A 14,208-nucleotide genomic window follows, 5' to 3' on the forward strand; every position below is an offset into this window, starting at 1 on the left:
ATCTGGCTATACCCGCAAACTTATTTTATGATCCGAAATATTAAGGCGCACTCAGGCCGTGGCGGGATGACAGAATCCGTTTAGGCTGATGAGTAACGCATTGGATTCGCGCGCCCCCTTTTCCATTTTCCTAATTGAGGTGAAACATGAGACTGATTCCTTTAGCTACACCAACCCAGGTCGGCAAATGGGCAGCACGCCATATTGTGAACCGGATTAATGCCTTTAACCCAACGGCAGACAAACCCTTTGTGCTGGGCTTACCCACCGGCGGTACGCCGCTTGAAGCTTACAAGCACCTGATTGAGATGCATAAAGCGGGCCAGGTTAGTTTCAGGCATGTTATCACTTTCAATATGGATGAATATGTTGGCCTGCCAAAAGAGCACCCGGAAAGCTACCACAGTTTCATGTATCGCAACTTCTTTGATCACGTTGATATTCAACCAGAAAACATCAATCTTCTGAATGGTAATGCGCCGGATATTGACGCAGAATGTCGCCAGTATGAAGAGAGAATCCGCGCGCTGGGCAAAATTCACCTGTTTATGGGTGGCGTTGGCAACGATGGTCACATCGCCTTTAACGAACCGGCCTCTTCGCTGGCTTCACGTACCCGGATTAAAACCCTGACGCATGACACCCGCGTGGCAAACTCTCGCTTCTTTAACGGCGATGTCGATCAGGTACCAAAATATGCGCTGACGGTGGGTGTCGGCACCCTGCTGGACGCGGAAGAAGTGATGATTCTGGTTACCGGCCACGTTAAAGCTCAGGCGCTACAGGCGGCGGTCGAAGGCAACGTTAATCACATGTGGACCATCAGCTGTCTGCAGCTGCACCCGAAATCGGTGGTGGTGTGTGACGAGCCAGCCACCATGGAACTGAAAGTGAAAACCGTGAAATATTTCCGCGAGATGGAAGCGGAAAATATGAAAGGCGTGTAACTAAAAATTTGTCGTACCTGCTGTTGCCCCGGGCAGCGGCAGGTCAGGACGGGAGAGAAGAGATGTTCGCATTAGTTAATGGCCGGATTTATAGCGGCCACCAGATTCTGGACAATTACGCGGTGGTGATTGCCAACGGGCGCATTGACCGCGTGATCCCACGTGAGTCGCTGCCTGCAGACGTGGAGCAGCGTGATGTATCAGGTGCCATCATTGCGCCCGGCTTTATCGATCTGCAGCTTAATGGCTGTGGCGGCGTTCAGTTTAATGACGACATCGACGCGCTCAGCGTAGAGACGCTGGAAATCATGCAGCGCGCCAACGAAAAGTCAGGCTGCACCAGCTTTTTACCGACGCTGATCACCAGCAGTGACGAATTAATGCAGCGGGCGATCGAAACCATGCGCGCTTACCTGCAAAAACATCAGCATCAGGCGCTCGGGCTGCATCTGGAAGGTCCGTGGCTGAGCAAAGCGAAGAAAGGCACCCATAATCCGGCGCTGATCCGCCTGCCCGACGCCGCCCTGGTGCAATACCTGTGTGAAAATGCGGATGTGATCACAAAAGTGACGCTGGCCCCGGAAAATGCCGGCAGCGACGTGATTCGTCAGCTGACTGAAGCGGGTATCATCGTCTCCGCCGGGCATTCCAACGCCACTTACGAAGAAGCCAAAGCGGGCTTTTCTGCGGGCATCAGCTTCGCCACACACCTGTATAACGCCATGCCGACCTTTGCCGGTCGTGAACCCGGTCTTATCGGTGCGCTGTTTGATTCGCCTGATGTATACTGCGGCATTATTGCGGATGGTTTACATGTCCATTACGCTAACGTTCGCAATGCGAAGCGCATTAAAGGCGACAAGCTGATCCTGGTAACGGATGCCACAGCACCGGCTGGCGCGGCGATTAGCGAGTTTATTTTTGCTGGTAAAACAATCTATTATCGTGACGGGCTGTGCGTTGATGAAAACGGAACGCTGAGCGGTTCTGCCCTCACCATGATTGAAGCAGTACAGAACAGTGTGGAACATGTTGGCATTGCACTGGATGAAGCGTTGCGCATGGCGTCACTTTACCCGGCACGGGCGATGGGCGTGGAAAAGCAGTTAGGCTCGATCGAAGCAGGAAAAATCGCGAACCTGACTGTGTTTACGCGCGACTTTAAAATCATTAAGACGTTTGTCAACGGAGACGACGTCCTGAGCGAGTAAGCACTGAATGACCACTGGCGGCCAGTCACAAATAGGAAATGTCGATCTTGTTAAGCAACTCAATAGTGCGGCCGTTTACCGGCTGATTGATCAACAGGGGCCGATATCGCGCATTCAGATTGCCGAACTCAGCCAGCTTGCGCCCGCCAGCGTCACCAAAATTACCCGTCAATTGATAGAGCGCGGATTGATCAAAGAGGTGGACCAGCAAGCCTCCACCGGCGGTCGCCGCGCCATCTCCATCATCACTGAAACCCGCAACTTCCATACCATCGGCGTCCGACTCGGACGCAACGACGCGACCCTGACGCTGTTTGATCTGAGCGGAAAATCGCTGGCGCAAGAGGATTATGCGCTGCCGGAACGCACTCAGGAGACGTTGCAGCACGCGTTGTTCAACGCCATCAGCGCCTTCATTGAGCAGCACCAGCGCAAGATACGCGAGCTGATCGCGATTTCGGTGATCCTGCCAGGGCTGGTTGACCCGATTAACGGGGTGATCCGCTATATGCCGCACATCGCCGTCAGTCACTGGCCGCTGGTCGCCAGCCTGAAAGAACGCTTTAATGTTACCAGTTTTGTCGGTCACGACATCCGAAGCCTGGCGCTGGCTGAGCACTACTTTGGGGCAAGCCGCGACTGTGCCGACTCCATTCTGGTGCGCTTACATCGCGGCACCGGGGCCGGTATCATCGCCAACGGGCATATTTTTCTCGGCAGCAACGGTAACGTCGGTGAGATTGGCCACATTCAGGTCGATCCGCTGGGCGAACGCTGCCACTGCGGTAACTTTGGCTGCCTCGAAACCATCGCCGCCAACGGCGCGATTGAAAGTCGGGTACGTCATCTGCTGAATCAGGGCTATCCCAGCGTGCTGACGCTGGAGGCGTGCCAGATGCCGCAAATCTGTAAAGCGGCTAATCAGGGTGATGCGCTGGCCTGCGAAGTGATCGAATATGTCGGCCGCTACCTCGGTAAAGCTATCGCGATTGCCATCAACCTGTTTAATCCGCAAAAAGTGGTGCTGGCCGGTGAAATCACCGACGCAGAGAAAGTGCTACTGCCCGCGATTGAAGGCTGCATTAACACTCAGGCGCTCGCCGCCTTCCGCAAAAATCTACCGGTGGTACGTTCGACCTTAGATCATCGTTCGGCAATCGGCGCCTTTGCGCTGGCAAAACGTGCCATGCTTAACGGCATTCTGCTGCAACATCTTCTCGAAGAATAAGCTCAGCCTGCCACTCTGGCGGGCCACATCGGATCTGACTATGACCATTAAAAGCGTAATTTGTGATATTGATGGCGTGCTGATGCACGACAACACGGCGGTTCCCGGCGCACAGGAGTTTTTGCAGCGCATTCTGGCGAAAGAGATGCCGCTGGTGGTGCTGACTAACTACCCTTCGCAAACCGCGCAGGATCTGGCCAACCGTTTCGCCTCGGCGGGCGTAGAAGTGCCGGACTCGGTGTTCTACACCTCGGCGATGGCCACGGCAGACTTTCTTCGCCGTCAGGAAGGCAAAAAAGCCTATGTGATAGGTGAAGGTGCGCTGATCCACGAACTCTACAAAGCCGGCTTTACCATCACCGATATCAACCCTGATTTTGTCATCGTCGGGGAAACGCGCTCGTTTAACTGGGACATGATGCATAAGGCGGCTTTTTTTGTCGCCAATGGCGCGCGGTTCATCGCCACCAACCCCGATACCCATGCGCGCGGCTTTGTTCCGGCCTGTGGCGCGCTGTGTGCCGGTATCGAGAAGATTTCCGGTCGCCGCCCGTTCTACGTCGGCAAACCGAGTCCCTACATTATGCGTGCAGCCCTGAACAAGATGCAGGCGCATTCGGAAGAGACAGTGATAGTCGGTGACAATCTGCGCACCGATATTCTGGCCGGTTTTCAGGCCGGGCTGGAAACGGTGCTGGTGCTATCGGGCGTATCAACCTTAAGCGATATTGATGCCATGCCGTTCCGGCCGGACTGGATCTACCCTTCAGTCGCGGATATTGACCTGTTCTGATGCCTTTTTCTTATGACGCATCGGGCTAAAGCGTGATGCGTCCCCCTCTTTTCGACCGATTACCCGCCCTCTCTTTCGGCTAAAATTCAGCCAGAAAATGCATTTCATTATCGATTCAACAATAAAAACGTTGTTATATTGTCGTTTATTCAATTTTATCGCCATGACAACAATCTTTTTATCAGTAAATCGCGATTCCTCTTGCATTGAATGCACCAAATAGCGCATTTTCTTATACATCACGCAGCGTCAGGCTGCCGGACAAACGCAAAAGATAACATCGCCGTAAGGTGAGCTCAGGAGTCAGTTATGTGTTCAATTTTTGGTGTGCTGGATCTGAAAACCGATCCTGTTGAGCTGCGCAAAAAAGCGCTGGAATGTTCACGCTTAATGCGTCATCGCGGCCCGGACTGGTCTGGTGTCTATGCTGATGACCATGCAATCCTGGCGCATGAACGTCTCTCAATCGTTGACGTCAACAACGGCGCACAGCCGCTGTACAACGCCGACCACACTCATGTTCTGGCGGTTAACGGCGAAATCTATAACCATCAGGCACTGCGCGCAGAATTGAGCGATCGCTATCAGTTCCAGACCGGATCTGACTGTGAAGTCATCCTGGCGCTGTATCAGGAAAAAGGGGTCGATTTCCTCGACGATCTGGAAGGCATGTTCGCTTTTATCCTGTATGACAGTGTAAAAAACACTTACCTGATCGGCCGCGATCACATCGGTATCATCCCGCTCTATATGGGTAACGATGAGCATGGCAACCTGTATGTCGCGTCAGAGATGAAAGCGCTGGTGCCGGTCTGCCGTTCAATCAAAGAGTTCCCGCCGGGCAGCTACCTCTCCAGCACCGATGGCGAAATCCGTCGTTACTGGCAGCGTGACTGGATGGAATACAAAAACGTAGAGCACAACACCACCGACGCTGCGGGCCTGAAGCATGCGCTGGAAGAGTCAGTAAAAAGCCATCTGATGTCAGATGTTCCTTACGGTGTGCTGCTGTCGGGCGGACTCGATTCGTCAATCATTTCTGCCGTCACCAAGCGCTTTGCCGCTAAGCGGGTCGAAGATCAGGATAAAAGTGATGCCTGGTGGCCGCAGCTGCACTCGTTCGCAGTGGGCCTGGAGGGATCGCCCGATCTGAAAGCGGCTAAATCCGTGGCGGAACATCTCGGCACCGTGCACCACGAAATTCATTTCACCGTGCAGGAAGGTCTGGATGCAATTCGCGATGTGATTTATCACATTGAAACCTACGACGTCACCACCATCCGCGCCTCCACGCCGATGTACCTGATGTCACGTAAGATTAAAGCGATGGGCATTAAGATGGTGCTGTCGGGTGAAGGCGCAGATGAAGTCTTCGGCGGCTACCTCTACTTCCATAAAGCGCCGAACGCCAAAGAGTTCCACGAAGAAAACGTGCGTAAACTGCAGGCGCTGCACATGTTCGACTGCGCCCGTGCCAACAAGGCGATGTCAGCCTGGGGCGTGGAAGCGCGTGTCCCCTTCCTGGATAAAAAATTCCTCGATGTGGCGATGCGTATCAACCCGGCCGACAAAATGTGTGGCAGCAACGGCAAAATGGAGAAGCACATCCTGCGTGAATGTTTCTCTTCATACCTGCCGGAAAGCGTGGCATGGCGGCAGAAAGAGCAGTTCTCAGACGGCGTTGGCTATAGCTGGATCGACTCCCTGAAAGAGGTTGCTGCGCAGCAGATCAGCGATCAGCAACTGGCCACTGCGCACTTCCGTTTCCCGTTCAACACGCCGGGTTCGAAAGAGGCTTATCTGTATCGTGAAATCTTTGAAGAGCTGTTCCCGTTACCGAGCGCGGCAGAGTGCGTGCCTGGCGGCCCATCAGTGGCCTGCTCGTCAGCCAAAGCGATTGAATGGGACGAAGCATTCAAAAACATGGACGATCCATCAGGTCGCGCCGTGGGTGTGCATCAGTCAGCCTATAAATAACCGCGTCTGAACTGATGAAAAATGGGCCGTTTATGGCCCATTTTTTTTATCATCTGCGTTGTATTCACTGAAAAATTGTTGAATAAACCGCCAGCCTGGTTATAAGCCGGTCAAACAGCGGTTATCAGCAAAAAAACGGCAAAAAACTTGTTGACGCTGTTAAGTCAACTCCGCATAATGCGCCCCGCAACGCCGATGAAGGTAACGCGAAAAAAAGATGGCTACGTAGCTCAGCTGGTTAGAGCACAGCACTCATAATGCTGGGGTCACAGGTTCGATTCCCGTCGTAGCCACCATCTTTTTTTGCGGGAGTGGCGAAATTGGTAGACGCACCAGATTTAGGTTCTGGCGCCGCAAGGTGTGCGAGTTCAAGTCTCGCCTCCCGCACCATTTCATTATTCGGCAGCATGGATGGGGTATCGCCAAGCGGTAAGGCACCGGTTTTTGATACCGGCATTCCCTGGTTCGAATCCAGGTACCCCAGCCAATTTCGATGAATCTCGTGGCTGCGAGTGGACGAATGGGATATCGCCAAGCGGTAAGGCACCGGTTTTTGATACCGGCATTCCCTGGTTCGAATCCAGGTATCCCAGCCATCATCGAAATGCAGTACAATTTGGCTACGTAGCTCAGCTGGTTAGAGCACAGCACTCATAATGCTGGGGTCACAGGTTCGATTCCCGTCGTAGCCACCATATTATTGGGGTGTCGCCAAGCGGTAAGGCACTGGTTTCTGATACCAGCATTCCGGGGTTCGAATCCCTGCACCCCAGCCACACAAAAGACAATTTGAATTAACACCTATTGGGGTGTCGCCAAGCGGTAAGGCACTGGTTTCTGATACCAGCATTCCGGGGTTCGAATCCCTGCACCCCAGCCAAATTGCACAACAAAGCCCGCTTTTGCGGGCTTTGTTGTTTTTGTGCTTCCCTGTCCAATGACGGTCGATTGTAGCGGCCCGCCTTATAACGAGCCGTACAACGCTTTCAGGCTGATTTACAATCCCAGCGCATAGCGCAACACCTGACGCTTCAGCACCCCGGAATGCTCGGCAGCGATCAACCCAAGGTTACGTGCAAAGCGCAGCGGTGCCAGCTGATTGCTGAAGGCGAAATAGAACAGATCCATCCCGCCCTGCATCAGCATATTGTCGGTGCGACGCTGACGCTGATAGCGCTGCAATATCCGCTCAGCCGCCCAGTCTTCCGCCGCACCGCGCGCGGTCACCAGCACCTCAATTAACGCATCAATATCGCGGTAACCCAGGTTAACGCCCTGCCCCGCCAGTGGGTTGATGGTGTGTGCCGCATCGCCCACCAGCGCCAGTCCTGGCAGCACGTAACGCGCCGCATGACGCCGCACCAGCGGGAACCCGCCCGCAGCATGGGCTTTAAACCGCCCCAGACGCGCCGGGAAGTGGCTGGCAATCTCTTTCTCCAGCTGAGGCAGCGCCATCGCCTGGAGCTGGCGTATCCGCGCTGGGGCGTCATACCACACCAGCGAGGCGCGGTTGTCATACAGCGGCAGAAAGGCGCGTGGCCCCTGCGGAGTAAAATGTTGCCAGGTGGCATCGCCGGCCGGATGTTCACAGGTGACGCTGATCAGCAGGCAAGACTGCGCATAGCTCCAGCCGTGGATGCCAATCCCCGCCATCTGCCGCACCTGTGAGTTAGCGCCATCTGCGCCCACTACCAGCCGGGCATGCAACGTCTCGCCGCCGCTCAGGTCGACGCGCCAGCCGCCATTCTCCTGCTGCAAATTCTCCAGCGTGGCCGGACAGCAGAGCGTAACACCAAGCGCCTGCATCTCTTCCCACAGCGCCCGTTGCAGCACGCTGTTTTCCACCATAAAACCCAGTTCCGGCAGGCCGAGCGAGGCGGCATCGAAGCTGACCTGTGCGGTTTGCCACTCCCAGGTCTCCAGCTTGCGATACGGGGCGCATCGCATCGCCTCAACCCGCGACCAGACGTTAAGCTGCTTCAGTAACGCTACCGACGATGAGCCGATGGCCGAGATCCGCAGATCGGGATCGCTCTCTGCCGCAAACGGGGCCGGCTCAGCGCGCTCAATCACCGCCACGCGGAACTGCTGCTGCGTCAGCCCACACGCCAGCGCGGCTCCCACCATGCCGCCGCCGACGATCACCACATCAAACTGGTTATCCTGCATTGCTTATATCCTTCTTCTTTTCCCGCCAGCCTGCGCAACACGGGTCTGATTGAAGCAAAGTGTACCGGAAAATTCTGGCACGATCAGAAAAGCCCTTAGGCTGGTCACAACAGCATCAAAGCATTACAATACGCGCCCTGCACTCCACTGCACTGAATCAATGGCTAGTTCGATGACAAAAAAACTGCATATCAAAACCTGGGGATGTCAGATGAATGAGTATGATTCATCTAAGATGTCTGACCTGCTGAACAGTACGCACGGCTACACGCTGACCGAGGTCGCTGAAGAGGCGGATATTCTGCTGCTCAACACCTGTTCTATTCGCGAGAAAGCGCAGGAGAAGGTTTTCCACCAGTTGGGGCGCTGGAAAAAGTTAAAAGAGCGTAACCCGGATTTGATCATCGGCGTCGGCGGTTGCGTGGCATCGCAGGAAGGGGATCACATTCGCCAGCGTGCGCCCTGCGTCGATATCGTCTTTGGCCCGCAGACTCTGCACCGTCTGCCGGAAATGATTAACACCGTGCGCGGCAGCAAAAGCCCGGTGGTGGATATCAGCTTCCCGGAAATCGAGAAATTTGACCGTCTGCCCGAGCCGCGTGCAGAAGGTCCGACCGCCTTCGTCTCCATCATGGAAGGCTGCAACAAGTACTGTACCTTCTGCGTGGTGCCTTATACCCGCGGTGAAGAAGTCAGCCGTCCGAGCGACGACATTCTGCTGGAGATCGCCCAACTGGCGGCCCAGGGCGTGCGTGAAGTTAACCTGCTCGGCCAGAACGTTAACGCCTATCGCGGTGCCACTTTTGATGGCGGCATCTGCACCTTCGCTGAACTGCTGCGCCTGGTGGCGGCCATCGACGGCATCGATCGTATTCGCTTCACCACCAGCCACCCGATTGAGTTCACCGATGACATTATCGAGGTTTACCGCGATACGCCGGAGCTGGTGAGCTTCCTGCACCTGCCGGTCCAGAGCGGTGCTGACCGCATCCTGACGCTAATGAAACGGGCGCACACGGCGCTGGAGTATAAGGCGATTATCCGTAAGCTGCGCGCGGCGCGCCCGGATATTGAGATCAGTTCTGACTTCATCATCGGCTTCCCGGGTGAAACTCAGCAGGATTTCGAACAGACCATGAAGCTGATTGCCGATGTCAATTTCGACATCAGCTTTAGCTTTATCTACTCTGCACGTCCGGGCACCCCGGCGGCTGACCTGCCGGATGACGTCAGCGAAGAAGAGAAAAAGCAGCGTCTGTGGATTCTGCAGGATCGCATCAATCAGCAGGCGATGGCTATCAGCCGGCGGATGCTCGGCACGGTGCAGCGTATCCTGGTGGAAGGGATCTCCCGTAAGAACGTCATGGAAGTTTCTGGCCGCACCGAAAATAACCGGGTGGTGAACTTTGAGGGATCGCCTGAGATGATCGGTAAGTTCGTTGATGTCGAAATCGTCGACGTCTACACCAACTCGCTGCGCGGCAAACTGGTGCGTACCGAAGAAGAGATGGGACTGCGTATGGCAGAAAGCCCGGCTTCCGTTATCGCCCGTACCCGTAAAGAGAACGAGATCGGCGTAGGTCTGTTCCAGCCTTGATGCCTGCCATAATTGCGGCAATGCGCGCAGCATTGCCGCCAATTTCACTTTGTTGCACTTGGTTTCTGAAAGTGCCGCCCAAATATCTTTTCTTAAGCTTGCGCCCAGGCGTTACGGCATAAATAATTTCGTTATGGTGCATCCGGTTAAGCCCAACGGTGCGTCAGACACACCTCATAACTGGCCCTGAGTGACCCAAAGGATTCGTTTGAATATCGAAACTCGTGAAATCGCCCTTGAACCGGCCGATAACCGTCGTCTGATGAGCCTGTGCGGTCCATTTGACGATAATGTGAAACAGCTTGAACGTCGTCTGGGCATTGAGATCAACCGTCGGGACAACGTCTTTAAGCTGGTGGGGCGCGCACTCTGCGTGAATGCGGCGGCTGACATTCTGAAAACACTCTATGTGGATACCGCACCGGTACGCGGCGATATTCCGGATATTGAGCCGGACCAGATCCATCTGGCGATCAAAGAGAGCCGGGTACTGGAGCAGACCGCCGAAAGCGTGCCGGAATATGGCAAAGCGGTCAATATCAAGACCAAGCGCGGCGTTATCAAGCCACGCACGCCAAACCAGGCACAGTACATCGCGAACGTGCTCGACCATGACATCACCTTTGGTGTTGGCCCGGCCGGGACCGGTAAAACCTACCTGGCCGTCGCGGCGGCGGTCGATGCGCTGGAACGTCAGGAGATTCGCCGAATCCTGCTGACCCGCCCGGCAGTTGAAGCGGGCGAGAAGCTCGGCTTTCTGCCCGGCGATCTGAGTCAGAAGGTGGACCCTTATCTGCGTCCGCTGTATGACGCACTGTTCGAGATGCTCGGCTTTGAGCGGGTTGAGAAGCTGATGGAGCGCAACGTGATTGAAGTGGCTCCGCTGGCCTATATGCGTGGCCGTACGCTGAATGACGCGTTTATCATTCTCGATGAGAGCCAGAACACCACCATCGAACAGATGAAGATGTTCCTGACGCGTATCGGTTTCAACTCTAAAGCGGTCATTACCGGTGACGTCACTCAGATCGACCTGCCGCGCCACGTTAAATCGGGCCTGCGTCATGCGATTGAAGTGCTGTCGGAAGTGGAAGAGATCAGCTTCAACTTCTTCCACAGTGAAGATGTGGTGCGCCACCCGGTTGTAGCCCGTATCGTCACCGCCTATGAAGCCTGGGAAGCGGCCGATCAGAAACGTCGCGACCAGCAGGCTGAAGAGCGTAAACGCGAGGCGCTGGCCGCCCAGAGCGTAACGCAGGAGAGCAAATGAGCGAGGTGATTCTTGACCTGCAGATCGCCTGTGAAAACAGCGCCGATCTGCCCACTGAAAGCCAGTTTCACCGCTGGCTTTCAGCGGCGGTCACCCCTTTCCAGCCGGAAAGCGAAGTAACGGTGCGTCTGGTTGATGAAGCGGAAAGTCATGAGCTTAATCTGACTTATCGCGGTAAAGATAAACCGACCAACGTGCTCTCTTTCCCGTTTGAAGCGCCGCCTGGCATCGAACTACCGCTGCTCGGTGACCTGATTATTTGTCGTCAGGTGGTCGAGCAGGAGGCGGCTGAGCAGCACAAAAGCACTGAGGCCCACTGGGCACACATGGTGGTACACGGCACGCTTCATCTGCTGGGCTACGACCATATTGAAGACGACGAAGCCGAAGAGATGGAGTCACTGGAGACCGAGATAATGCTTGCTCTTGGTTATCCTGATCCGTACATTTCGGAGAAAGAAGACGCCTGACCTCCGGGTTCCGGCTATCCTGCTGCCAGCGCTGCGCTGGCAGCGTTAATTCCTCACCAGAGAGATCTTTAAAAACCGCCATGAGCGACGACCATTCTCAAAACAGCGATGCACCCAGTAGTAAAAAGGGATTCTTTTCCCTGTTGATCAACCAACTTTTTCACGGTGAACCGAAAAACCGTGATGAGCTACTGGAGCTGATCCGCGACTCAAATCATAAAGACCTGATTGACCAGGATACCCGTGACATGCTCGAAGGGGTGCTGGATATTGCGGAGCAGCGCGTGCGTGACATTATGATCCCGCGCTCGCAAATGATTACCCTGAAACGCAATCAGAACCTCGAAGAGTGTCTGGACGTGATTATCGAGTCGGCGCATTCGCGCTTCCCGGTGATCAGCGAAGACAAAGATCACGTTGAAGGGATCCTGATGGCGAAAGATTTACTGCCGTTTATGAGCAGCGAATCTGAACCGTTCAGCATTGAGAAAGTGCTGCGCCCGGCGGTAGTGGTGCCTGAAAGCAAACGCGTAGACCGGATGCTGAAAGAGTTCCGTTCTCAGCGTTACCACATGGCGATTGTGATCGATGAGTTCGGCGGCGTCTCCGGCCTGGTCACCATCGAAGACATTCTGGAGCTGATCGTCGGTGAGATTGAGGATGAGTATGACGACGAAGAGGATCGTGATATCCGTCAGCTTAACCGCCACACCTTTACGGTGCGGGCGTTAACCGCGATTGAAGATTTCAATGAGGTGTTCGGCACGCAGTTCAGCGATGACGAAGTCGACACCATTGGTGGCCTGGTGATGCAGGGCTTCGGCCATCTGCCCGCGCGCGGTGAGAGCATCGACATCGAAGGTTATCAGTTCAAAGTTGCGATGGCCGACAGCCGCCGTATCATCCAGGTTCATGTCACTATTCCGGATAATTCGCCACAACCTCAACTGGATGACGAATAAGTTTATGGCTTTAGCCTCACTTTACCCGCGTCAGCGGGTTCGCCTGCTGCTGGCTTTATTAACGGGTGCGTCTGGCACCCTCGCCTTCTCTCCTTACGATTTCTGGCCCGCCGCACTGCTGTCGCTGTGCGGCTTACAGCTTCTGACCCTTAATCGCACCAGCCCTCAGGCCAGTGCGATTGGCTTCGTCTGGGGGTTTGGCCTGTTCGGCAGCGGCATCAACTGGGTCTACGTCAGCATTGCGACCTTTGGTGGGATGCCTGGTCCGGTGAACGTCTTTTTGGTGGTGCTGCTGGCGGCCTATCTGGCGATCTATCCGGCGCTGTTTGCCGGGCTGCTCAATCGCCTGTGGCCGCGCACGACGTTATGGCGTCTGGCGCTGGCGGCGCCGGCATTATGGCAGATCACCGAGTTTCTGCGCGGCTGGATCCTCACCGGCTTTCCGTGGCTGCAGTTTGGTTACAGCCAGATCAATGGCCCGCTGAAAGGCGTAGCGCCGCTGGGCGGCGTGGAAACCATTACCTTTCTGCTGATGGTGGTCGCCGGTCTGCTGGTGTATGCCCTGCAACAGCGCAATGTAAAAAGCCTGGTCGCGGCCCTGCTGCTGCTGGCCTTACCCTGGCCGCTGCGCTACGTCCAGTGGGTTCAGCCGTTACCGGCCCGTGCAGTCGATGTGGCCCTGGTACAGGGCGATATTCCGCAGTCGATGAAGTGGGACCCGCAACAGTTGCTGAACACGCTGCGCATTTACAGCGGACTCAGCCAGCCGTTGATCGGCAAAACCCCGATTATCATCTGGCCGGAATCAGCAATTACCGATCTGGAAAGTAATCAGCAGCCGTTCCTGCGCTCGCTGGATGATGAGCTACGCGCGCGCGGCAGTGCTCTGGTGACCGGCATCGTAGACTCGCGCCTCGAGCAGAACCGCTATCACGATTACAACACGGTGATCGTGTTAGGCGGCAACGCGCCTTATAACTACTTCAGCGGCAATCGCTACCAGAAAAATCACCTGGTGCCGTTTGGGGAGTTTGTACCGCTGGCCGATCTGCTGCGCCCACTGGCACCGTTCTTCGATCTGCCAATGTCTGCTTTCAGTCGTGGCGCTTACCTTCAGCCGCAGCTCAGGGTGGCCGGTTACAACCTGACCAGCGCCATCTGCTATGAGATTGTGCTGGGCGAACAGGTGCGCGCCAACTTCCATCCCGACACCAATTTCCTGCTGACGGTCTCTAACGATGCCTGGTTTGGTCACTCGATCGGCCCATGGCAGCATTTCCAGATGGCCCGGATGCGGGCGCTGGAGCTGGGCCGTCCGCTGTTACGCAGCACCAACAACGGCGTGACCGCAGTGGTGAATGCCAGCGGCGAGGTTGAAAAGATGCTGCCGCAGTTCAGCCGCGCAGTGTTAACCGACAAAGTGGTACCGACCACCGGTGAAACTCCTTATGCGCACGCTGGCGTCTGGCCGGTGTGGATTCTGGCTGCGCTGGCCGCCCTGGCGGCGGTGCTGCGTCGCCGACGCTGATTCACCCTGCTCAAAGGCGAAGCGGCTGCTTCGCTTTTTTTATCGCTTTTGCCTGC

The 14,208-nt window shown here is 55.5% G+C and carries 11 protein-coding genes and 7 tRNA genes; 17 read left to right on the plus strand and 1 reads right to left on the minus strand.

Annotation, left to right across the window (positions count from 1 at the left end):
• Nucleotides 1-146 precede the first annotated feature (146 nt).
• The 12 genes from nagB (at nucleotide 147) to ABIB18_RS02695 (ending at nucleotide 7,036) form a co-directional block, all read left to right on the plus strand.
• Nucleotides 147-947 carry a glucosamine-6-phosphate deaminase gene (nagB, locus tag ABIB18_RS02640; protein ID WP_031374802.1) on the plus strand — a complete coding sequence of 267 codons (801 nt, stop codon included), beginning with the start codon at nucleotides 147-149 and terminating at the stop codon, nucleotides 945-947.
• Between the two features lie 62 nt (nucleotides 948-1,009).
• Complete coding sequence (gene nagA / locus ABIB18_RS02645) at nucleotides 1,010-2,158, plus strand: N-acetylglucosamine-6-phosphate deacetylase (protein WP_354473601.1); 1,149 nt, start codon at nucleotides 1,010-1,012, stop codon at nucleotides 2,156-2,158.
• Between the two features lie 7 nt (nucleotides 2,159-2,165).
• Nucleotides 2,166-3,386 carry a DNA-binding transcriptional regulator NagC gene (gene nagC, locus ABIB18_RS02650; protein ID WP_031374800.1) on the plus strand — a complete coding sequence of 407 codons (1,221 nt, stop codon included), beginning with the start codon at nucleotides 2,166-2,168 and terminating at the stop codon, nucleotides 3,384-3,386.
• Nucleotides 3,387-3,426: 40 nt separating this feature from the next.
• Nucleotides 3,427-4,179, plus strand: coding sequence for an HAD-IIA family hydrolase (locus ABIB18_RS02655; RefSeq protein WP_031374799.1), 753 nt, complete (start codon nucleotides 3,427-3,429; stop codon nucleotides 4,177-4,179).
• A gap of 309 nt (nucleotides 4,180-4,488) precedes the next feature.
• A complete protein-coding gene (asnB, locus tag ABIB18_RS02660) occupies nucleotides 4,489-6,156 on the plus strand; it encodes an asparagine synthase B (protein WP_031374797.1) in 1,668 nt (555 codons plus the stop codon).
• 219 nt (nucleotides 6,157-6,375) lie between these two features.
• Nucleotides 6,376-6,452 (plus strand) — tRNA-Met (locus tag ABIB18_RS02665).
• A 9-nt stretch (nucleotides 6,453-6,461) separates the two neighbouring features.
• A tRNA-Leu gene (locus tag ABIB18_RS02670) sits at nucleotides 6,462-6,546 on the plus strand.
• Nucleotides 6,547-6,568: 22 nt separating this feature from the next.
• Nucleotides 6,569-6,643, plus strand: a tRNA-Gln gene (locus tag ABIB18_RS02675).
• Nucleotides 6,644-6,677: 34 nt separating this feature from the next.
• Nucleotides 6,678-6,752, plus strand: a tRNA-Gln gene (locus ABIB18_RS02680).
• A gap of 22 nt (nucleotides 6,753-6,774) precedes the next feature.
• Nucleotides 6,775-6,851 (plus strand) — tRNA-Met (locus ABIB18_RS02685).
• Between the two features lie 6 nt (nucleotides 6,852-6,857).
• A tRNA-Gln gene (locus tag ABIB18_RS02690) sits at nucleotides 6,858-6,932 on the plus strand.
• Nucleotides 6,933-6,961: 29 nt separating this feature from the next.
• Nucleotides 6,962-7,036, plus strand: a tRNA-Gln gene (locus ABIB18_RS02695).
• 116 nt (nucleotides 7,037-7,152) lie between these two features.
• Here ABIB18_RS02695 and ubiF read toward each other — a convergent pair.
• A complete protein-coding gene (gene ubiF, locus ABIB18_RS02700) occupies nucleotides 7,153-8,325 on the minus strand; it encodes a 3-demethoxyubiquinol 3-hydroxylase (protein WP_031374796.1) in 1,173 nt (390 codons plus the stop codon).
• A gap of 172 nt (nucleotides 8,326-8,497) precedes the next feature.
• Here ubiF and miaB point away from each other — a divergent pair, with 172 nt between their 5' ends.
• From miaB to lnt, 5 genes are all read left to right on the plus strand, one after another.
• Entirely contained in the window at nucleotides 8,498-9,922 is a 1,425-nt protein-coding gene (gene miaB, locus ABIB18_RS02705) for a tRNA (N6-isopentenyl adenosine(37)-C2)-methylthiotransferase MiaB (RefSeq protein WP_046288459.1), read from the plus strand.
• A gap of 208 nt (nucleotides 9,923-10,130) precedes the next feature.
• Nucleotides 10,131-11,192, plus strand: a complete 1,062-nt coding sequence (locus tag ABIB18_RS02710; protein ID WP_031374794.1) for a PhoH family protein — start codon at nucleotides 10,131-10,133, stop codon at nucleotides 11,190-11,192.
• Nucleotides 11,189-11,662: an rRNA maturation RNase YbeY gene (gene ybeY / locus ABIB18_RS02715; protein WP_031374793.1), complete on the plus strand. Its 474-nt coding sequence runs from the start codon at nucleotides 11,189-11,191 to the stop codon at nucleotides 11,660-11,662. Before ABIB18_RS02710 ends, ybeY begins: the two co-directional genes overlap by 4 nt.
• Nucleotides 11,663-11,742: 80 nt before the next feature.
• The gene (gene corC, locus ABIB18_RS02720; protein WP_031374792.1) at nucleotides 11,743-12,624 is read left to right on the plus strand and encodes a CNNM family magnesium/cobalt transport protein CorC; all 882 of its coding nucleotides are present in this window, start codon (nucleotides 11,743-11,745) and stop codon (nucleotides 12,622-12,624) included.
• A 4-nt stretch (nucleotides 12,625-12,628) separates the two neighbouring features.
• Complete coding sequence (gene lnt, locus ABIB18_RS02725) at nucleotides 12,629-14,152, plus strand: apolipoprotein N-acyltransferase (protein WP_354473602.1); 1,524 nt, start codon at nucleotides 12,629-12,631, stop codon at nucleotides 14,150-14,152.
• Nucleotides 14,153-14,208: the final 56 nt, after the last annotated feature.

Source organism: Pantoea sp. UYEF8, assembly GCF_040546285.1.
Taxonomy (GTDB): domain Bacteria; phylum Pseudomonadota; class Gammaproteobacteria; order Enterobacterales; family Enterobacteriaceae; genus Pantoea; species Pantoea brenneri.